The 20,172-nt window shown below is 69.3% G+C and carries 20 protein-coding genes, 1 pseudogene and 1 riboswitch; of the genes and pseudogenes, 7 read left to right on the top strand and 14 right to left on the bottom strand.

All coding sequences use genetic code 11. From position 1 onward, the window contains the following. Positions 1–15 precede the first annotated feature (15 nt). From BMW85_RS42340 to BMW85_RS42315, 6 genes are read right to left on the bottom strand one after another with little or no spacing between them, the layout of a single operon-like run. Entirely contained in the window at positions 16–1,515 is a 1,500-nt protein-coding gene (locus tag BMW85_RS42340) for a metallophosphoesterase family protein (RefSeq protein WP_091092995.1), read from the bottom strand. Beyond that, on the bottom strand, positions 1,512–2,318 hold the full coding sequence (locus BMW85_RS42335; protein ID WP_091092993.1) for a carbohydrate ABC transporter permease: 807 nt from the start codon (positions 2,316–2,318) through the stop codon (positions 1,512–1,514). The genes BMW85_RS42340 and BMW85_RS42335 overlap by 4 nt, the downstream gene beginning before the upstream one ends. Beyond that, on the bottom strand, positions 2,315–3,223 hold the full coding sequence (locus BMW85_RS42330) for a carbohydrate ABC transporter permease (protein ID WP_091092992.1): 909 nt from the start codon (positions 3,221–3,223) through the stop codon (positions 2,315–2,317). Before BMW85_RS42330 ends, BMW85_RS42335 begins: the two co-directional genes overlap by 4 nt. Further along, positions 3,220–4,014: an inositol monophosphatase family protein gene (locus BMW85_RS42325; protein WP_091092990.1), complete on the bottom strand. Its 795-nt coding sequence runs from the start codon at positions 4,012–4,014 to the stop codon at positions 3,220–3,222. Before BMW85_RS42325 ends, BMW85_RS42330 begins: the two co-directional genes overlap by 4 nt. Next, a complete protein-coding gene (locus tag BMW85_RS42320) occupies positions 4,011–4,676 on the bottom strand; it encodes a glycerophosphodiester phosphodiesterase (RefSeq protein WP_091092988.1) in 666 nt (221 codons plus the stop codon). The genes BMW85_RS42325 and BMW85_RS42320 overlap by 4 nt, the downstream gene beginning before the upstream one ends. Positions 4,677–4,688: 12 nt before the next feature. Beyond that, entirely contained in the window at positions 4,689–6,038 is a 1,350-nt protein-coding gene (locus BMW85_RS42315; RefSeq protein ID WP_091092986.1) for an ABC transporter substrate-binding protein, read from the bottom strand. 289 nt (positions 6,039–6,327) lie between these two features. Here BMW85_RS42315 and BMW85_RS42310 point away from each other — a divergent pair, with 289 nt between their 5' ends. Then, entirely contained in the window at positions 6,328–7,128 is an 801-nt protein-coding gene (locus BMW85_RS42310; protein WP_091092984.1) for a DeoR/GlpR family DNA-binding transcription regulator, read from the top strand. A 117-nt stretch (positions 7,129–7,245) separates the two neighbouring features. Here BMW85_RS42310 and BMW85_RS42305 read toward each other — a convergent pair whose 3' ends face one another. The 7 genes and pseudogenes from BMW85_RS42305 to BMW85_RS42275 all read right to left on the bottom strand — a co-directional run bounded on the left by BMW85_RS42305 (position 7,246) and on the right by BMW85_RS42275 (position 15,115). Beyond that, a complete protein-coding gene (locus BMW85_RS42305; RefSeq protein WP_091092982.1) occupies positions 7,246–8,241 on the bottom strand; it encodes a ribonucleotide-diphosphate reductase subunit beta in 996 nt (331 codons plus the stop codon). A 23-nt stretch (positions 8,242–8,264) separates the two neighbouring features. After that, positions 8,265–10,661 (bottom strand): ribonucleoside-diphosphate reductase subunit alpha, encoded by a 2,397-nt coding sequence (locus BMW85_RS42300; RefSeq protein WP_245775386.1) that lies wholly within the window; start codon positions 10,659–10,661, stop codon positions 8,265–8,267. 133 nt (positions 10,662–10,794) lie between these two features. Beyond that, a riboswitch (cobalamin riboswitch) is annotated at positions 10,795–11,000 on the bottom strand. Between the two features lie 80 nt (positions 11,001–11,080). Next, a complete protein-coding gene (locus tag BMW85_RS42295) occupies positions 11,081–11,470 on the bottom strand; it encodes a pyridoxamine 5'-phosphate oxidase family protein (RefSeq protein ID WP_393186187.1) in 390 nt (129 codons plus the stop codon). 84 nt (positions 11,471–11,554) lie between these two features. Then, positions 11,555–12,337: a class II aldolase/adducin family protein gene (locus tag BMW85_RS42290; protein ID WP_091093133.1), complete on the bottom strand. Its 783-nt coding sequence runs from the start codon at positions 12,335–12,337 to the stop codon at positions 11,555–11,557. A 49-nt stretch (positions 12,338–12,386) separates the two neighbouring features. Continuing rightward, the gene (locus BMW85_RS42285; protein WP_245775401.1) at positions 12,387–12,905 is read right to left on the bottom strand and encodes a GNAT family N-acetyltransferase; all 519 of its coding nucleotides are present in this window, start codon (positions 12,903–12,905) and stop codon (positions 12,387–12,389) included. 260 nt (positions 12,906–13,165) lie between these two features. After that, positions 13,166–14,176 (bottom strand): annotated as a pseudogene (locus tag BMW85_RS42280) (IS256 family transposase); the annotation flags it as partial. Positions 14,177–14,362: 186 nt separating this feature from the next. Next, entirely contained in the window at positions 14,363–15,115 is a 753-nt protein-coding gene (locus BMW85_RS42275; protein WP_091092979.1) for a class I SAM-dependent methyltransferase, read from the bottom strand. Between the two features lie 537 nt (positions 15,116–15,652). On the opposite strand from BMW85_RS42275, the gene BMW85_RS42270 reads away from it, so the two are divergent. Both BMW85_RS42270 and BMW85_RS48980 read left to right on the top strand, forming a co-directional pair. Beyond that, entirely contained in the window at positions 15,653–15,976 is a 324-nt protein-coding gene (locus tag BMW85_RS42270; RefSeq protein ID WP_091092977.1) for a hypothetical protein, read from the top strand. Beyond that, positions 15,937–16,218, top strand: coding sequence for a hypothetical protein (locus BMW85_RS48980; protein ID WP_143082598.1), 282 nt, complete (start codon positions 15,937–15,939; stop codon positions 16,216–16,218). The genes BMW85_RS42270 and BMW85_RS48980 overlap by 40 nt, the downstream gene beginning before the upstream one ends. A 187-nt stretch (positions 16,219–16,405) precedes the next feature. On the opposite strand, the gene BMW85_RS42265 is transcribed toward BMW85_RS48980, so the two are convergent. Continuing rightward, entirely contained in the window at positions 16,406–17,245 is an 840-nt protein-coding gene (locus BMW85_RS42265) for an NAD(P)H-binding protein (protein ID WP_091092975.1), read from the bottom strand. Between the two features lie 265 nt (positions 17,246–17,510). Between BMW85_RS42265 and BMW85_RS42260 the strand changes: the two genes are divergently transcribed. The 4 genes from BMW85_RS42260 to BMW85_RS42245 all read left to right on the top strand — a co-directional run bounded on the left by BMW85_RS42260 (position 17,511) and on the right by BMW85_RS42245 (position 20,054). Continuing rightward, positions 17,511–18,392, top strand: a complete 882-nt coding sequence (locus tag BMW85_RS42260; RefSeq protein WP_091092973.1) for a sigma-70 family RNA polymerase sigma factor — start codon at positions 17,511–17,513, stop codon at positions 18,390–18,392. A gap of 85 nt (positions 18,393–18,477) precedes the next feature. Next, complete coding sequence (locus BMW85_RS42255) at positions 18,478–18,948, top strand: carboxymuconolactone decarboxylase family protein (protein ID WP_091092971.1); 471 nt, start codon at positions 18,478–18,480, stop codon at positions 18,946–18,948. A gap of 94 nt (positions 18,949–19,042) precedes the next feature. Next, a complete protein-coding gene (locus tag BMW85_RS42250; protein ID WP_091092970.1) occupies positions 19,043–19,429 on the top strand; it encodes a DoxX family protein in 387 nt (128 codons plus the stop codon). Positions 19,430–19,850: 421 nt separating this feature from the next. Then, the gene (locus BMW85_RS42245; RefSeq protein WP_091092968.1) at positions 19,851–20,054 is read left to right on the top strand and encodes an alcohol dehydrogenase catalytic domain-containing protein; all 204 of its coding nucleotides are present in this window, start codon (positions 19,851–19,853) and stop codon (positions 20,052–20,054) included. The last annotated feature ends 118 nt before the right edge of the window (positions 20,055–20,172 follow it).

Below are 20,172 nucleotides of genomic sequence, written 5' to 3'. Positions count from 1 at the left end.
GGGTGCCAGAGCGGGTCAGAGCCAGGGGAGATACATGTGGACGTTGCGGTCCGCCAGGGAGCCTTCGGCGCCGCGCCGCCCGGCGCGTACGCCGTCGTTGTACGCCAGTTCCCGGTGCAGGGCGGCGAGCTGGGCGGGGTCGGCCAGGTCGCCGGAGACGCCGGCCGGGGCCGCATGGTCGATCATGGTGCTGGTCAGCCGGATCTCGCCGGTCGCCTCGATCGCGATCTCGATGAGGCGGGCCTGGCTGGGCCAGTCCGTGATGGAGGCCGTGGTCACCTCGTACAGCCCGCCGCCGCCGGCCCTGAAGTGGGCGGTGATCCGGTTGGCGTGGTGGTGCCCGTTGAGCCAGAGCACGACGTTCGGGCAGCGCAGGGCCGTGCTCAGCACCTCGGCCGCGTACGCGCGGTCGGCCTCCCGGTCGGCGCAGACGCCGTAGCGGTTGTTCAGCGAGGCGGTCGCGTGGTGCGAGGCCAGCACCACCAGCGGGCCGTCCGGCCCCGTCGCCTCGGTGAGCCGGTCCTCCAGCCAGGCGAGCTGCCGCTGGTCCATGCTGCCGTCCCAGTGGCCGAGCGCGTGGTTGGTGTCCAGCGTGATCACCCGCAGCCCCGGCACGGGGTCGTGGACGTGGTAGCCGGTGCCCTCGCGCAGGTTCTCCTCGGTGAACCCGTGGCCGAGATGCCGCCTGATCAGTTCCGTACGGCTCGCGAAGGCGCGCTCCGGCACGGCCGGGACGGGACGCGAACGCCCGGAGAACAGCGCGGCCGGGCCGGACAGCAGCGTGTCGAGACCGGCCGGGACGTCATCGGGCAGCCCGACGGGTTTGCGGTCACCCGTCACCAGGCCGCCCAGGGACGCCTGACCCGGGCTGGAGCCACCGACGAGGAGGTCGTGGTTGCCCAGGCAGCCGAGCCACGGGTGGCCGAGCGGGGCGGCGGCGAACGGGGCGGCGGCCAGGTCGAGCAGTCCCGGATGGGTGGGGAAACCCCATCTCCGCTTGTAACGGTCGTCGCCCGGGTCGGGCCGCCAGTACCAGTCGTCGTCCCAGTCCTGGCGCTGCGGGCCGTGGTAGGCGGGCGCCAGCCGTACCTCGCCGCCGTCGAGCAGCGCCAGGTAGGCGTCCAGCTCGTTCGTCTGGGCGTTGTCGATGTTGTCGCCGGTCACCACGCAGACGTCGATCGGCAGCCCGGCCAGGGTCGCGACCATGGATCTGACCGCGTACGGGGTGAGCAGTTCCTGCGGGCGGAACACCCAGTCGACCGCGCCGCCCCATTCCGGCCGGTCGGCTCCTGAGCGCATCGCGAAGTCGAGGCGGGCCGGCGATCCGGGATCGACCACGTGCAGGTCGGTCAGATGGGCGAGCGTGGCCACGACCCGGCCGCCGCCCCGGCCGGGGGCGAGCGGCGGTGTGAAGTCCGAGCGGCGCCCGTGCGCCTCGCCGGGCCCGGCCGTCAGGCGCCGGTACGTCCCGTCGGTTCCCGCGCCGAGCGGCTCGCCCGGCAGCAGCGTGCTCATTTCACCGCTCCTGTGGTCAGTCCGCGGACGATGTGCCGCTGGAAGGCGTAGATCATGACCAGCATCGGGATGATGGCCATGACCACCCCGGCCAGGATGAGGTTCGGCGCCCGTTCCTCGACCGAGTTGAGCTGGGCCAGCCCGATCTGCAGGGTCTGCATGGACGGAGTGTTGGTGACCAGCAGCGGCCAGAAGTAGTGGTTGTAGGTGCCGATGAAGGAGTAGACCGCCAGCGTGCCGAGCGCCGGCCGGGACAGCGGCACCAGGATGGACCACAGGAAACGCAGGTGCCCGCAGCCCTCGACCTTGGCCGCCTCGTACACCTCGCGGGGGAAGGTCATGAAGAACTGCCGCATCATGAACGTGCCGAATCCGCTGGCCAGGAACGGCAGGATGAGCGCGGGGAAGGTGTTGACCAGCCCCCAGTCGGCCATCGTCAGGTAGTTCGGGATGATCGACGCCTCGGCGGGGATCATCATGGTGGACAGGAACAACCCGAACGCGAACCGCCGGAACGGGAACTCCAGGAACGTGAACGCGTACCCTGCCAGCACGGACGTCACGAGGATGCCCGCCACCACGCAGAGCGAGACGACGATGCTGTTCAGGTACTGCCTGGCCAGCGGCACCGCCCGCAGCACGCCGGCGAAGTTGTCCCAGTTCAGCCCGCTCGGGAACAGCGCGGGCGGGAACCTGGTGAGGTCCTCCTGTGTCATCAGCGAGCCCGCGACCGTGTAGTAGAGCGGGAAGATGACGACCGCGAGCAGCGCGGTCAGCCCGGCGAGGGTGGCTGCCTTCCTCATCCGTAGAACACCTTCCGTTGCAGAAACCGGAACTGGATGATCGTGATCACCATGACGAGGACGAGCAGCACCACGGCCTGGACGGACGCGAGGCCGTAGTCGCTGGCGCCGAAGGCGAACGCCGACTGGTAGAGCCCGTAGACCAGGGTCGTGGTCGCGCCGTCGGGGCCGCCGCCGGTGAGGATGTTGATCTCACCGAACGTCTGCAGCGAGCTGATCGTGGAGACCACCAGCAGGAAGAACATCGTCGGGCTGAGCAGCGGCAGCACGATGCGCCGCAGCAGGGTCCAGCGTCCCGCCCCGTCGGTGCGCGCCGCCTCGAACAGCGACTCGGGGATGGCCTGCAGCCCGGCGGAGAAGACGAGCATGGCGTACCCGAGGTCGCGCCAGACCGACACCAGGGCCAGGCTCGGCAGCGCCGTCGCCGGATCGGTCAGCCACTGGGCCACCGGCAGGCCGGCCAGGTCGAGCAGGCCGTTGAACAGTCCGACGCTGGGGCTGTAGAAGATGTCGAAGACCACCGCCGCCGCGGCGGCGGAGAAGGCGAACGGGGTGGCCATCAGGGTGCGGAAGAAGCCGATGCCCGGCACCCTGGCCTGCAGCACGAGCGCCAGGAACAGCCCGATCAGCAGCGTGGGCAGGACGGTCGCGAGGACGAAGGCGAGCGTGACGAGCAGCACCCGCCGCAGCGCCGGGTCGGCGAAGAAGTCCGCATACCTGTCCAGGCCGACGAATCCGGTGACGTTGCCGAAGATGTCGCTCGCGGCCACGCTCAGCCAGACGGTCCTGACCAGCGGGTAGAAGCCGAACATCACGAACACCGCGGTGGCGGGCGCCAGGAAGCACACCGCCACGACGACGTCCTTGCGCCGGTACCGCCCGCGGGGCAGGGAGGCCGTGCTCATGGCTCTCCCACCCACGTCCGCCACAGCTCCTCGGCCGAGCCGGGCGGGGCGGCCAGCACGCCGTGCAGCGGCACGCCGTCGTGCGGGCCCTCGCGGTCGTAGATCAGCGCGCCGGACTCCCTGGCGATCAGCACCCCGGCCGCCACGTCCCACGCGTTGTAGTGGCCGGGCAGCACCACGCCCGCCGCCCGGCCGCCGCCGACGGTGGCCAGAGCGAGCGCGCACGACCCCATGATCCGGGTGGATCCGCAGGTCGCGGAGATGCGCGAGAGGTAGTCGTACATGCCGGGCCAGGCGTCCTGCCGGGACCACTCGGTGAGCAGCACGCCTCCGGTGACGGCCGCGTCCTGGGCGCAGCGCACCGGCCGGCCGTCCAGCCGGGCGCCGCCGCCGCGCACGGCGCTGAAGATCTCGCCGCGGTACACGTCGGCGACCACGCCCACCGCCGCGCCCCGCTCGTCGCAGGCGGCCAGGCTGAAGGCCACCCAGGGGACGCCGTGCACGAAGTTCGTGGTGCCGTCGATCGGGTCGAGGTACCAGGTCACCGCGGCGTCCCCGGCGTCGGCGTCGGCGCCGTACTCCTCGCCGACCACGCGATGGCCGGGCAGCAGACGCCGGAGCTCGGCGCGGACGTGCTGTTCGACCTCCCGGTCGAACGAGGTCACCCAGTCACCGGCGTTGACCTTCGTCTCGGAGGTGGCGGGATCGGGACGCCCGTTCGCGATCACCTCGGTGGCCCAGGCGGCGAGCCCGACGGCCAGGTCGTGCCACTCCTCCAGCGGGGCGGTCATGCGATGCCCGGCAGGTCGTTGCTGATGAGGCCCTCGACGCCGAGCGACCTCGCCCGCTCGGCGTCCGCGCGGGTGTCGACCGAGTACGTCCACACCCGGTAGCCGCCCTCCAGCGCGGCCTGGCACACGGATTCGGGAAAGCCCTTCCACGGCAGGTTGATCGTGCTGGGGCGCAGCCGGTCGAGCAGGTCGCGGCCGGGCGGCTCCGTACCCGACCAGGACAGGATGATCTCCGCGTCGGGCAGCGCGTCCCTGACGACGCCGAGCACGTCGGGGGCGCCGATGAAGCAGGAACGACCGAGCGCGCCGTGGCGGCGCAGGATCTCCACGATGGCGGGGACCAGGGCGGGGTCCTTGCCGTCGACGACCAGGCGCAGGTCCACCTTCTCGGCGACCTCCTCCAGCGTGGCGATCCGGGCGGTGGGGTGCTCGGCGCAGCGCAGCTCGCGCAGCTCCGCCACGGTCAGCTCACCCACGGGCGACGGGTGTCCCCAGAAGCGTTCGAGCGTACGGTCGTGCAGCAGCACCGGGTGCCCGTCGCGGCTGGCGCGCACGTCGAACTCCACCGCGTCGGCGCCCAGCTCGCGCGCCAGCCTCAGGGAGTCGACGGTGTTCTCCAGCAGCCGCAGGGGCGCGCCGCGGTGGCCAATCAGGATCGGCAAGGGAGCTCCTCGTCACTGTCCGACGGACTTGTTGTAGGACTGGATCGCCGGCGTCATCGCCGTCTCGGCGTCGGCGATGGCGGTCTCCGGCGTGGCGCGGCCGAGGATGACGCTCTCCACGATGTCGTTCATCTTGTCCCTGGCCTGCGGCATCGCGCCCATGAGGCAGCCCTGGGCCGCGGGGACGTCGGCGGCGGCGCGCAGTTCCTCGGCGGGCTTGGCGAAGTCGGGGTAGGTCTTCAGCACCTCCTGGTAGGTGGCGGTGTCCTGAGCCTTGGCGTTGACCGCGATGTAGCCGGTGCTGGTGGACCAGGTGGCCTGGGCCTCAGGGGAGGCGAGGTACTTCAGGAAGTCGAAGGCGGCGTCCTGCTGCTCCTTGGGATGGCCGGCGAGGGTCCAGATCGAGCCGCCGCCGTTGAAGACGCCGCCCTTGCCCTGCTCGGCGTCGTCGGGCCGTACGTAGTTCGCCACCCCGACCTCGAACTTGGCGCCGCCGATGATGTCGCGCAGGTTCGCGGAGGTGAACGGGAGCATCGCGGCCCGCCCCGCCTGGAACGCGGCGGAGGCGTCGGTGTTGTTGCGGCCGACGTTGAGCGCCACGCCGTCCTTCACGGAGGTGGACCAGAAGTCGACGATGCCCTTGAGGGTCGGGGTGTTCCAGTTGACGGCGGTGGCCGCGCCCGCCCGTCCGTTGCCCGCGTCGCAGTACTCCACCCCGGCGTTGGCCAGGAGCTGCTCGACGAGCCAGCCGTCGATGGAGGCGACGAAGCCGTACCGGCTGACGGAGTCGCCCGACTTGACCGTGAGCTTCTTGGCGGCCTTGGCCATCTCGGCGAGCGTGGTGGGAGGCTTGTCCGGGTCGAGCCCGGCCTCCTTGAAGGCGTCCTTGTTGTAGAACAGCAGCGGGGCGGAGGCGTTGAAGGGCAGCGACTGCAGCTTCCCGCCCACCGTGTAGTAGCGGGCGATGCCCGGCTCCAGGTCGTCGAGGGAGAAGCCGCCGGCCTGCGCGAGGTCGGCGAACGGCACGACGGCTTTGGTGTCGACCATCAGCTTGGTGCCGATCTCGAAGACCTGGACCAGGTTCGGGGTCTGCCTGGACTGGATGGAGGCACGCAGCTTGGTCAGCGCGTCGTTGTACTTTCCCTGGTAGATGGCCTGGACCCGGATCTTGCCGGTGTTCCTGCCGTTGTAGTCGGCCACCAGTTTGGCGACCGCCTCGCCGTTCTTGCCGGCCATCGAGTGCCAGAACGTGACGGTCTGGCCGCTGAACCCGTCGCCCTCTCCGCCGCAGGCGGTCACCGAGGTGACCATGACGGCGGAGACGGCTACGGAGATGCCACGCAGGATTCTGCCGGGGGGCATGGTGTCCTCCTGAGAGGGTGGCGAGCGACCGCTCCGGGCCGCCCGCAGAGATGTTGCGTTCGTGCTACATCTAACAATCTGGTTGTGAACTTCGCAATGGTTCTGTGGCGATCAAGGCTGGTTTGTCACAGCCTTCCTCATAGGGAATCCTCAACGTGCCAGGTCCTGACCTTGGGCACCCTCGACTACGCTGAGATGAACGTGTTATAAACACATTCGTTCTGTGATGACCTCCGGCGCCAGAGGTGTGCCTATGCTCGTTCCGTCAGTAGCTGATCGCAGGAGAGCGATGTCCGAAACCAAGCACGGGCCGGGGAGCAAGCGTGCTCAGCGCCAGGCCGACATCGCTGAATACGTGCTGCAGCAGGGCTCGGCCACGGCCGTGGACCTCGCTGAGCGCTTCGCCGTCAGCACCATGACCATCCACCGCGACCTGGACGAACTGGAACGCCAGCGCATCGTGCGCAAACATCGCGGCGGAGTCAGCGTCCAGCCGTCGAGCATCTTCGAGTCCAACGTCGCCTACCGGATGCGCAGCGCCGTGCGCGAGAAACGCGCACTCGCGCGGCGGGCCCGCGAGCTGGTCGAGCCCGGCATGGCCATCATGATCGACGGCTCGACCACCACCCTGGAACTCGCCCGGCTGCTCGACGACGACATCCCGCTCACGGTCGTCACGAACTTCATGGGCGCCATCAACGTGCTGCGCGACCTGCCCAACATCCGCCTCATCGCGCTGGGCGGCGAGTGGTACCGGCCCCACGAGTCGTTCCTCGGCGTACCGTGCCTTGAGGCGATCGACGCCCTGCGCGTCGATCTGCTCTTCGCCTCGATCTCCGCCGTGTCCGGCGGCTTCACCTACCACCAGGAGCAGGAGGTCGTCCTGGTCAAACAGGCCATGATGCGCGCCGCCCGGCGCAGCGTCCTCATGGTCGACCACACCAAGCTCGACCGCGTCGCCCTGCACCGGGTCGCACCCCTGCCGGCCTGGGATCTCGTGCTCACCGACGACGCCGCGCCCGAGCGGACGCTCCAGGAACTGCGCGACCAGGGCATCCCCTACGAGGTCGTGCCCTCCGAGCCCGGCTGACCCGCGGGTGGCCTCCGCGCCCTTTGGCAGGCGCCCGGCGAGGGGGCTGGTGTTCCGGTGCCCCCCTCAGCGCGGCATGACCCCGGGCCCGAGAGGCCCGGGGCTCCCCTCGGGCCGTCAGAAGTCGGCGTCGAAGCTGACCGAGCCGGTCACGCCCACCTGGTACGCCGAGACGCGCCGCTCGAAGAAGTTCGACAACTCCTGCACGTCCTGCAGCTCCATGAACGCGAACGGGTTCTTCGACCCGTACAGCGGCTCGATGCCGAGCTGGGCCAGCCGCCGGTCGGCCACGTGCTCCAGGTAGGAGCGCATGTCCGCGATCGACATGCCCGGCACGCCCTGTCCGAGCAGGTCCTCGGCGAACTGGGCCTCGCACTCCACCGCCTCGGCCAGCATCTCCCTGACCTGGGTGGCCATGTCCTCGTCGAAGAGGTCCGGCTCCTCCTCGCGTACGACACCGACCACGTCGAAGGCGAAGGCCATGTGCATGGACTCGTCGCGGAAGACCCAGTTGGTGCCCGACGCCAGCCCGTTCAGCAGGCCGCGCGAGCGCAGGAAGTAGACGTAGGCGAAGGCGCCGTAGAAGAACAGCCCCTCGATGCAGGCGGCGAAGCAGATCAGGTTGAGCAGGAAGGCGCGCCGGTCGTCGCGGGTCTCCAGCCGCTGGAGGTTGTCGATGGAGTCGATCCAGCGGAAGCAGAACTCGGCCTTGCGCCGGATGGAGGGGATGTTCTCCACGGCGGCGAACGCCTCGAAACGCTCCTGCTCGTCGGGCACGTACGTGTCGAGCAGGTTCAGGTAGAACTGGACGTGCACGGCCTCCTCGAACAGCTGCCTGCTCAGGTAGAGCCGCGCCTCGGGGGCGTTGATGTGCTGGTAGAGGTTGAGCACCAGGTTGTTGGCGACGATCGTGTCGCCGGTGGCGAAGAAGGCGACCAGGCGGCTGACGAGGTGGCGTTCGGCCGGCGACAGCTTGCTCAGGTCCTTCAGGTCGGAGTGCAGGTCCACCTCCTCCACGGTCCACGTGTTCTTGATCGCGTCGCGGTAGCGGTCGAAGAACAGCGGGTAGCGCATGGGGCGCAGGGTCAGGCTCATGCCGGGGTCGAGCAGCATCGGGGGTTTCTCCTCACGAGAGGTCACTGGCAGGCTTCGCAGGACTCGGGGTTCTCCAGCGAGCAGGCGAGTGCCTCGTCGGACTTGTTCGCGTTGTTCGCTTGGTTCGCGGCGACGGGGACGGTGGCCTGCTGGATGCGGGTGGCCGGTCGCGAGCGCAGGTAGTAGGTGGTCTTCAGGCCGGACTTCCAGGCGTACAGGTACATCGAGGAGAGCTTGTCGATCGTCGGGGCGCTCATGAACAGGTTGAGCGACTGGCTCTGGTCGACGTACGGCGAGCGCGCCGCGGCCAGGTCGATCAGCGCGCGCTGCGGCAGCTCCCACGCGGTGCGGAACAACCGGCGCACGTCCTCCGGGAGCTCGGCGATGCCCTGCACCGAGCCCTCCGCCTGCCTGATGGCCGTCCTGACGCGCTCGGTCCACAGGCCGCGCGACTTGAGCTCGGCCACCAGCGCGTTGTTGATCTGCAGGAACTCGCCGCTGAGCGTCTCGCGCTTGAAGAGGTTGGACACCTGCGGCTCGATGCACTCGTACGCGCCGACGATCGAGGCGATGGTGGCGGTGGGCGCGATGGCGATCAGCAACGAGTTGCGCAGGCCGGAGGCGGCGATGCGTTCGCGTACGGCGTCCCAGCGCTCGGCCTGGGTGCCGGTGACGCCCCACAGGTCGTGCTGCAGCCTGCCGCGCGCCGCCCACGTCTGGTCGTAGGCGGGGTGGGCGCCGAACCGCTCGGCCAGGCCGGCGGAGGTCTCCAGCGCCGACAGGTAGATCTCCTCGGCCAGGCGGGTGGACAGCTCCTTGGCCTCGGGCGAGTCGAACGGCAGCCGCAGCGCGAAGAACACGTCCTGCAGCCCCATCACGCCCAGCCCGACCGGCCGCCAGCGCGGGTTGCTGGCCGCCGCCTGCTCGCTCGGGTAGTAGTTGATGTCGATCACCCGGTCCAGGAACGTGACCGCGGTGCGTACGGTGGCGCGCAGCCGCTCCCAGTCGACGCCGTCCTCCGTGACGTGGGCGGCGAGGTTGACGGAGCCGAGGTTGCAGACCGCGGTCTCGGCGTCGCTGGACACCTCGATGATCTCGGTGCACAGGTTGGACAGGTGCACCACGTTGCCGGGCTCGGCCGCCTGGTTGCACAGCCGGTTGGCGGCGTCCTTGAAGGTCATCCAGCCGTTGCCGGTCTGCGCGAGGGTGCGCATCATCTTGGCGTAGAGGTCACGGGCCTTGACCTGGCGGGTGTAGCGCCCGGCCTGCTCGGCCGCGCGGTACGCCTCGTCGAACGCCTCGCCCCACAGGTCGGGCAGCTCCGGGAGCTCGTCGGGGTCGAACAACGACCACACGCCGTCGGCCTCGACCCGCCGCATGAACTCGTCGGGGATCCAGTTGGCCAGGTTGAGGTTGTGGGTGCGGCGGGCGTCCTCGCCGGTGTTGTCGCGCAGCTCCAGGAACTCCTCGACGTCCGGGTGCCACGGCTCCAGATAGACGCAGGCGGCGCCCTTGCGCCGGCCACCCTGGTTGACGGCGGCCACGGACGCGTCGAGGGTGCGCAGCCAAGGCACGATGCCGTTGGAGTGCCCGTTGGTGCCGCGGATCAGCGCGCCCCTGGAGCGGATCCGCGACCAGGCGATGCCGATCCCGCCCGCGAACTTCGACAGCTGCGCCACCTGCGCGTAGCGCTCGTAGATGGAGCCGATCTCGTCACGGGGCGAGTCGACGAGGTAGCACGACGACATCTGCGTGTGCCGCGTGCCGGAGTTGAACAGCGTCGGCGAGCTCGGCAGGTAGGCCAGCGACGACATCAGCCGGTAGAACCCGATCGCCTCGGCCGGCGTCTCGGCCAGCCCGCACGCCACGCGCAGCAGCCAGTACTGCGGCGTCTCCACCACCAGCCGGGTGGACGGGTGCCGCAGCAGGTAGCGGTCGTAGACCGTACGCAGCCCGAAGTACTCGAACCGCAGGTCACCGGCGAGGTCGACGGCGTCGTCGAGTTTGCGGGCGTTGGTGGCGACGAACTCGGCGGTCTCGTCGCCGATGAGCCCTTCCGCGTGCCCGAGCCGGATGGACTGGCTGAAGGAGGCCACGCCCTGGCCGCGTACCTCCTTGTCGATGTAGCCGGACAGCAGCCGCGCGGCCAGGCGGGAGTACTGCGGCTCCTCACCGATCATCTCGGCGGCGGTCTGGATCGACAGCCGGTCCAGCTCGGCGGTGGTGGCGCCGTCGTACAGGCCGCTGATCGTCTTGGTGGCCACCCGCATCGGGTCGATGTCGGTCAGATCGTCCGCCCAGCGGCCCACCGCCCGGACGATCTTGTTGACGTCGACCGGCTCGGTCGTGCCGTTGCGCTTGCGCACCTGCATCTGGACCCGCCTCGGCGCGGGCACCTCACCGCTCAGCTCGGTGGTCGTGTCCCCGGTGACCGTCACTGCGCTCTCCCCTCGTGAACTCGCTCATGTGCCGAGAACACGCGCAGGAGGCTCCGGCACGGGACCGCACAGCCCTCGCGCCCAGTGCCTTCGACCGTCCCGCGCGGCCTCGGAGCCGCCGCACACGCGTGATCGTGTACGGCCGCGGCCGGCAGGTCTTCGGACTCGTGGGCATGGTGCTCGTCGCCTACTGGCCGTCGCTTCCCGGGCCCTTGGCCCAGTGCGTCTGACGGCGGTCGTTCCCACTCACCGCTGCGGGGCAGTCCCGGATTTCCACCGGGTTCCCTCTTGCCTCGGCCACCCTGGCTGGGTGATCGAACCGGCTGCAGGGGACACCATATATAGGGGCGATCGAAAAGTCACACCCAACATCTCGTGTTCCGAGGGGGATCAGGCCGCCTCCGCCGGCACGACGGTGATCACACGTTGCCCAGCACGCGCGTCACCTGGATCTCCACGACCACCCGCGACGGGTTGACCCGGGGCGGCCTGTAACGGGCGGCGTAGCGCCGCTCCGCCTCGGCCACCTCCTCCGGCTCGGTCCGCAGCACCGCCCGGCCCTCCAACGTCGACCAGCGGCGGCCGTCCACCTGACAGAGCGCGACCGGCGCCCCCTCCGGGCCGATGAGCCTCGCCTTGTGCGAGGTGCCCGAGGTGATCACCCTGGCGATGCCGGCGGCCAGGTCCAGCGTCGCGCCCACGGGCACGACGTGCGGCGGACGGCCGTCGGGGCGGGCGGTGGCGAGCGTGCACAGATGCCGCTCCCGCCAGAAGGCGGCGAATGCGTCGCCCTGATCAGCCAGGTTCACGTCTCTCCTCATGGCGATTCTGCGGGCTGGACATCGTATATCTGCCCAGCCCGCAGACCTCGGCGGAGGAAGCGGCTCCCGCGGTCAGTCGAACATGTCGGTGTCGGAGCGGACGATCTGGTCGTACAGCGGCTGGAAGTTGATCCAGCCGACCAGGTCGTTGCCGATCTGGCCGTGGGTGAGCTTGGCCTGGTCGTGATCGATGGACACGGTCGGGCCCGCCGCCTTGGCCAGCAGCTGGGCCTGGCAGGAGCGCTCCATCGTGATGAACCACCAGGCGGCGGCGTCGACGGAGTCACCCACGGTGAGCAGGCCGTGGTTGCGCAGGATGACGGCCTTGTGCGAGCCCAGCGCGGCGGCGATACGGCGCCCCTCCTCGGTCTCCAGCACCACACCCGTGTAGTCGTCGAACAGGCCGTGATCCTCGTAGAAGGCGCAGGCGTCCTGGGTCAGCGGCTCCAGCGGGGTGCCGAGGGAGGACAGCGCCTTGCCGTACACGGAGTGGGAGTGGGCGGCGGCGACCGCGTCGGGGCGCGCCTGGTGGATCATCGAGTGGATGGCGAAGGCCGCCTGGTTGACGTGGTATCTGCCGTGGACGACCTGGCCCTCGTGGTTGACCAGGATCAGGTCGCTGACCTTGATGTGCTTGAAGCTCATGCCGAACGGGTTCACCCAGAAGTGGTCGGGGTGCTCGGGGTCGCGGGCGGTGATGTGCCCCGCCACGCCCTCCTCGAAGCCGAACCTGCCGAACAGCCGCAGCGCGGCGACCAGCCGCTCCTGGCGGTGCCGCCGCTCGGCCTCGACGTCGTCGAACGTGGGCGGCAGGCGGAACGTCAGCTGGTCCTGGGGAATGGGATCGAGGTTCACGTCATCTCCGCAGTCGTCGGGGCCGCCGTGCGTACGCACCACGACCGTGTCACGTCGTCCTCGGTACGGGCTCGGACGCGACCCCAGACTCTCGCGTCGCGGCGGGCCCGGCAACGGGCCGGCCGCGATGGTGCAGCCAGGTGTGCAGAGGGTCGCGGGCGCCCGCGCGGCTGATCGGCGGCGCCGGGGTGAGCTGGAAGCTGGTGGCGCGGGCGACCCCGGCGCTGGCGAGGTTGCCGGCGGAGATGCACAGGATCACGCGGGTGGCGGCCAGGCTGTCGTACGCGTAGTCCGTGATCAGCCGCACGGCGCGGCCGGCCAGCCCCTGGCCGCGGTGCGCGGCGCCGACGGCGTAGGCCAGCTCCACCTCGCCAGGAGCGCCGGTAGGGAACAGCAGGATCTCGCCGAGAGGCCGGCGGCCGTCGGTGGTGATGGCGAGCTGGAGCCCGCGGCCTTGGGCCCGATGCACGCGGGCCCGGTCCAGGTAGGCGCGGGCGGCCGTCTCGTCGAAGGGGGCGCGCAGCGGCGTCCACCGGTCGACGGCGGGGTCGTCGAACAGCTCGACCATCGCGGGCACGTCCGCCTCCTCCATTCGCGCAGAATGAGAGCCAGGCCGGTGAGCTGGATGGGGGCGGTCCGGAACCAGCTTGTCGAACTCGCTGCGCCGACTGACCGGATCCACCAGCAGCAGCCGGCTCGACCGCGCTTACTCGCTGATGTTCTTGGTGAACTGGCTGGCCGGCGCTTCGTTACCGGCACCCCCGGTACGACGCGGGCTGTGGAAGTGCCTGTCGACGGTGCGGGACGGTCACGTCCACGGACGTGGAGATTGTTGGACCAAATCTGCCGCCAGGTCTCGCGCGGGAAGGCGGCGAAGGCCAGCAGGTCCTCCCGGGCGGCGTCCAGATGCTCACACGCGGCCGGGTACTTGGCCTCCAGGGCGTCGATGACCCAGGCATGCTGGGTGCGCACCTGCTCGGAGGTGGGCTGGTCGAAGATGGTGCGCACCAGCGTGGCCACCCACGGCTGCGCCGACTTGGGCACGCAGGTCAGCAGGTTGCGCAGGTAGTGGGTGCGGCAGCGCTGCCAGCACGCGCCCGGCAGGGCGGCGCCGATGGCCTCGACCAGGCCGCGGTGGGCGTCGGAGACGACCAGCTGGACGCCGGACAGGCCGCGCGCGACCAGGCCGCGCAGGAACGCCAGCCAGCCGGCGCCGTCTTCGGCCGAAGTGACGTCCAGGCCGAGGACCTCGCGCTGGCCGTTGGCGTTGACGCCGGTGGCGACCAGCGCGTGCACGTTGATCGTGCGGCCGCCCTCGCGCACCTTCTGGGTCAGCGCGTCCAGCCAGACGAAGGTGTACGGGCCGGCGTCCAGTGCCCGCGTCCGGAACGCCTCGACCTGCTCATCCAGCACCTTGGCCATCTGCGAGACCTGACTCTTGGAGATGTGCTTGATGCCCAGCTGCTCGACCAGCTTGTCCACCCGCCGGGTGGAGACGCCGAGCAGATAGGACGTCGCGACCACGCTGATCAGCGCCTGTTCGGCCCGTCGGCGTCGCTCCAGCAGCCAGTCCGGGTAGTAGGAGCCGGAACGCAGCTTCGGGATCGCCAGCTCGATCGTTCCTGCGCGGGTGTCCCACTCACGCGCCCGGTAGCCGTTGCGGGAGTTGGTCCGCTCCTCGCTGCGTTGGCCGTAGGCGGCCCCGCACAGGCTGTCGGCCTCGGCCGACATCAACGCTTCGGCCATGGTCTTCACCATGGATCGCAACATGTCAGGGTCGTCGGTCTCGATCTGCCTCGCGAGCCATTGAGCAGGCGTCACACTGTTGTCTGCGGCCATCGACTGGTTCTCCTTCGATCTTGATCTAGCTACTCGAAGGATCACTCGATGGCCGTCTTCATTTCACGACGCCACGCCTGTGACCAGGCCAAACTCGTACACCACTTCCGTGGACGCAACCGTGCGGGACGCGTGTCGTTCGCCAGGGAGAGTTCTGCTCGGCCGAGACTGTGCTCCCGCCTTCGATCACGCGGGCTCGCAGATGCAGAGTTGAAGTGGCGCGTCCATGGCAAACGGCTGACCGGACCAGCCGCCGAAGCGCTCGACGAGCCGAAGGCCGCCGAGCGAGACGAGCAGCGGCAGTTCCTGCGGGAAGATGCTCCTGATTTCGAGCGGTGCGACGACGAAGTCGGGCTCGGAGTCAGTCGACAGGTGCCACGTCCCGCGTGTGACTTGCGCGGCCGCATCATAGATCTCGGCGACGTCGACGCTGACATTGCCACGGGCAGGATCCATGAACGACAACGACTCCCGGGTGCGCCGCACGCCATCGGCTTCGGCAAGCATGTGCACGCTCGGGTTGAACACATCGAACACGAACCGTGCTCCAGGTGCCAGGTGCCTTCGGACCGACTGAAAGCAGCTCACCAGATCCTCAGCCTCATGCAGATGCAGCAGGGAATTGGCTGTGATGAACACGAAGTCGAATGTGCGGCCCAGATCGAAGGCCCGCATGTCGCCCTGCGTCCATTCCACAGCTACGCCACGCTCGTTCGCCTTACGCTGAGCCTCAGCCAGCATCTCTGACGAGAAGTCCAGGCCGACGCACGGATGCCCGTCGGAAGCGATGGGGATCAGCTTGTGCCCGGTGCCGCACCCGAGTTCCAACACACGCCCGCCTTGCCGATCGGCCTCGGCCCGGTAGAAGTCGACTGCGGGCCCGCCGCCCGGGAACATCAGGTCGTACAGCCTCGGGTGCGAGTAGAACGCTTCACTCATGAAGCGCCTCCTCCTTTCCGACTAATCCGCAGTTGGCCATGGTCGCCTGCTGATTCAAACGTGCGTGCCACAGCCGCGACAACAGCTTTACCGTCATCCGCGCCCACCTTCGCCTCACCGCGGTGATGACCCGCCACATCAATATCAAAGGCGCTGCGCGCGGACGGCCTCACGCCATTCGCCAGCCGTGCAAGGACATCACCGCCGAAGACATCGCTCTCCCCCTACCTGACCGCGCACATCAGCCGGTTGGGCATGTACGCGACCGATGTGCTGTGGCTGAGACCCGAGGACTTCGATCCCGACCTGCCCGAGATCGACTTCGACTCCCTGGCGGAGGCGGCGTAGCCCTCGGCTCGTGTCCCGGGCGATGTCAGGCCGCGTGCTGGTGCACCGGCCGCTGCTCGGGCCGTGCCCACAGGCCGGTGTTATCAGCAGCCGTATGGCGATGATGGCCGCGGTCATGGTCAGGGAGGTCCACGACGGTCGACCCGCCAGGCCGCCGCCGATGCGGCCGACCGGGCTGCGGCCGCCGCGGTGACCGCAGCCCGGCGGCAGCGCGAACACGACGAGGCTCTGCGCCGCGAGCGGGATACGCTGGCAGCCCAGTCCCGCGTAGCCAGTGACGGGACCGAGGCGAAGGCGTCCATGAACGTCTTCAACGCCATGGCCGAGATCCGCATGGCCGCCTCGCGGGAGCTGTCGCTGCTGCATAAGCAGCAGATCCGCTTCACCGCCGATCGCGCCCAGGCCATCGCCGAGCTCTGCGACGGCGCCGAGGCGGCCATCACTGCCGTCGGCAGGCATCACGGCGCGACGTCATGGGTTGGACGCAGGCCGATGACGACGTCGCGGAGGTGATGATCTGTCCGGTTCGGCGGGAGGCCGCGCGGAAAAGGACCAGCTCAACGCTGACACTTCGCTGCGCGGCCGACCCACCCTCCTGGATGAACGGCTTCGGCAAGCTTTGCCGAAGCACCGAGAAGAACGGCCGCGTCGTGGACTTCTACCTCGACCTCGCCGCGGCCTTCGTCACCGTCCGTCAACTCACCACAACGCCCGTCCGCGCTATCGCCGGGAAGCCCGCCCGCCAACCGATGTAGAACGACAGTCCGTTTGAGCACGTAGATGACGTACGGCGACATCGCCGTTGTCCATGATCTTGAGTGTGGTCGAGTCAATCGTCGCCGTTCATGCCCGGCGACATCATGAGCACGAAGACGAAGGACGGCCCGCCCCGGATGGTTCTGCCCGGGACGTGCGCGGAGGCCGCAGGGTGCCGCCCGCCGGTCAGGCCGACGCCGAGCCGAAGGCGGCGGCGTGGTCGGCGACCCACTGTGCGTAGGGGAAGGGCGGTCGCCCGGTGACCTGTTCGACCGTCGGCAGGACCTCCGTGGGCCTGCCGACTCTCGCGGTGAGCGCGTCGATGTAATCGTTGATCCCCGGTGCGGGCATGCCGGCGCGGGCCATCTCGTCCCGGAACCAGTCCTCGGACTGCTCTTCCCACCGCAACGGCCGCCCGATGGTCTCCGCGATGACGCGCACGCGGTCGATCTGGGTCAGCGACTGCGGCCCGGTCACCGAGTACCCCTCGCCGATACGGCCGTCGAGGATGCTGCGGACGGCGACCGCGGCGATGTCACGCGGGTCGATCGGGGCCGTCGCGGCCTCGCCGTAGCGTCCGCGTACGACATCGCCGTCGATGATCTGGGGTGCCCAGACCAGGTCGTTGGTCGTGAGCCCGTCGGGCCGCACGAAGGTCCACGCCAACCCGGACGCTTCGACGGATCGTTCGAGCCGCAGGTGCACCTCGCCGACCCAGCCGGGCTCTGGCCACGTGACGGACACCGAGGACAGCATCACGACATGCCGCAGGCCGGCTCGCTCGGCCACATCGAGGAATCCGTCGACCCCATGGAAAACGGGGAACAGGAAGGTCCGCTCGATGCCGGACAGTGCCTCGGACAGGGTTTCCGGCTGGGTCAGGTCGCCGGTCACGACTTCGACCGCGTCCGGGAACGCATGGCCACTGGGGTTACGGGTCATGACGCGGACCTTCTCACCCTCCTCCAGGAGTTGGCGGACGACGTGGGAACCGACGTTTCCGGTGGCACCGGTTACCAGGATCATGGTTGGGATCTCCTTGGGTTTCTTTGAGTCGGGGGCCGGTCGGTGACGATCGCGTCACTCGACCAGTCGTCCGGGCGATTCGAGGTCAGCGGTAAGTTCCACAAGGCGCGTGGATCGTTTGCGCAGCGTCCTGACGACCGTGAGGCGCCGGCGACCCGATCCCTGTGACATTGCGGTCTCCCATCAGGACGCACGCCGAACGGTTACCTCGGCACCTTCGGGCTCGTCATGACCATGACGGAATTCGCGCAAGGGAGGTAACGACATGACCGGATCAGGTCCGCACGAAGCACTGGCGGAAGCCTTCGAACAGCAGCGCGAGCGCCTGGTGGCGGTCGCCTACCGGATGCTCGGGTCGCGGGTGGACGCCGAGGACGCGGTGCAGGAGGCGTGGATCCGGCTGGCGCGACAGGACGCGGCCGCGATCGACAACCTGGCCGGCTGGCTGACCACCGTGGTCGGCCGGGTCTGCCTCGACGTGCTGCGCTCGCGCACAACCCGGGCCGAGCTGCCGTACGACGACCGGCTGCCCGAGCTGGTGGTGACCGTGGACGGCGGGGCGGCGCCCGAGGAAGACGCGATGCTCGCCGAATCGGTCGGGCTGGCACTGCTGGTGGTGATCGACACCCTCACGCCCACCGAACGGCTGGCGTTCGTCCTGCATGACATGTTCGCGGTGCCCTTCGCCGAGATCGGCGAGATCATCGGCCGGTCCACCGACGCGACCAAGATGCTCACCAGCCGGGCCCGCCGGAAGGTGCAGGGCACCTCGCTGCCAGAGGAGGAGCCGCGGCGGCAGCGCGCCGTGGTCGACGCATTTCTTGCCGCGGCGCGGAACGGGGACTTCGAAGGGCTCGTACGGCTGCTCGATCCGAAGGTGACCTGGCGCACGTACCACCCGCAGGGCGTACTGACCACGGTCGGGGCGGCCGAGGTGGCCCGTCCGATCCTGCGCGGCATCCGGTCGATGACCTCGGCGCTGGCGGTCCTGGTCAACGGCGAGCCCGGGTTCGTGGCCTGGGGTGCGAAAGGCAAGGTGCTCGGCGTGGTGGGGTGCACCGTGGTCGACGGCCTGATCGTCGAGCTCCTGACTGTGAGCGACCGCAAGCTCCTCGACGCCATGAATCTGCCCGCGCGACCCGAGTAGCGCACGTCCGCCGCATGGGGTTGTTACGTCTCGGCGGGGTGCTTCGTCGTAGTGGTGCAAGTATCCGAAGACGAAGGAGATTGAGATGGAAACCCGGATCAACCCCATGGCCAACGAGGTCGGATCGAAGTGGGCCAAGCACATCATCTCGTCGAACAAGGTCATCACCGACTCGGCGCTGCCGAAGGCGGTGCAGGAGCTGGTGAAGATCCGCGCCAGCCAGATCAACGGCTGCGGCGGCTGCCTCGACATGCACACCAAGGACGCCGCGGCCGCCGGCGAGAGCGCGGTGCGGATCAACCTGGTCGGGGCATGGCGGGAGACGACCGTCTACACCGAGGCGGAGCGGGCGGCGCTGGAACTCACCGATCAGGGCACCCGCCTCGCCGACTCCAGCGGCGTCACCGATGAGGCGTGGGCGAACGCGGCCAAGCACTTCGACGAGGATCAGCTGATGGCTCTGGTAGCGCTGATCTGCACGATCAACGCCTTCAACCGGCTGAACGTGATCACCCGGACGCCCGGCGGCGAGTACCAGCCCGGCCAGTTCGGCTGACGCGGACATTCCCCCTCAGGCTCTCAGGCGGACCCGGGACCTCGGGTCCGCCCCGCGGCCGCCACCCCCAGACACTCTGCCGAAGAGAAGACTCATGAACATCGCACTATGGATCATCACCGGCCTGCTGACCGCCATCTACCTGTTCTCCGGCTTCGGGAAGCTGTTCGTCCCACGGGAGAAGATGGCCCAGATGGGCAACGCCGCGCGCTGGGTCCTCGACTTCAAGCCCGGCACCCTCAAGGCCATCGGAGCACTCGAGATCCTCGGTGCCGTGGGCCTGATCCTGCCCGCCTTGCTCGGCATCGCGCCGATTCTGGTACCGCTGGCGGCCAGCAGCCTGACGCTGCTCATGACCGGCGCCGTGATCATGCGGATCCGCCGTGGCGAGACCATAGCCGCGCTGGTGGACGGGAGCTACCTTGCCCTGGCCGCCTTCGTGGCGATCGGCCGCTTCGCACTGGAACCCTTCACCGGCTGACCGGCCCGTCACCTCGGGCGGGATGCGGGCCGCGATCCGCTCCTGCGCGCCCTGGTCGGCGGCATGACCGGGCTGCTGCGGTGAAGGAGCCAGGGATGACCACGACGCAGCGTTGCTGGCTGAAGAGCGCGCCGTCGAACTGCTGACGCGACTCAGCCGGCCCCTTCCGAAGGGGTCAAGGCGTCCGAGATCGCCAAATGCCCACGGGAGCGGCTGGCTCCTCGCACCAAGGTGTGAGGAGCCAGTCAACATGCCTTCCATGCCTGAAAGATCATCTCACTCTGACCTGCGAGAAGAGTCCAAGAACCCACACAACGACGGGCTGCGCGCTCATTCCCTCTTTCACGAAGGGTTCCCCCATGAGCGAAGACACGACGGCGCGGGTGCGCGCGATCATTCAAGAGCCCGTGGGCGGCCCGAGGTGCTGACGCTGGCCGAGGTGGAGCGTCCTGAGCCGATGCCGACGGAGGTCCTGGTACGGGTGCACGCCGTCGGCGTCCACCCCACGGGCTGGAAGTCACGGACGGTCGACAGGCTGCTGGGCGACCCGCCCGCCATCCTCGGCTGGGACGTGTCCGGGGTGGTCGAGGCCGTGGGCCTCGAGGTCACCGCTTCGGCCTGGTGACGAGGTTTTCGGCATGCCGCGCTTCCCGCACAAGGCGGAATACCGCCCACTGGGTTGCCGGCTTCGAGCTGTGGATGGGATGCGGGTGTCACGTTTGCCCGCTGACCCTTCATCGGTC

The organism is Nonomuraea wenchangensis, from assembly GCF_900111685.1.
GTDB classification, from domain to species: domain Bacteria; phylum Actinomycetota; class Actinomycetes; order Streptosporangiales; family Streptosporangiaceae; genus Nonomuraea; species Nonomuraea wenchangensis.
The sequence above is the reverse complement of the archived record's forward strand: the minus strand, read 5'-3'. Positions and strand labels throughout refer to the sequence as shown.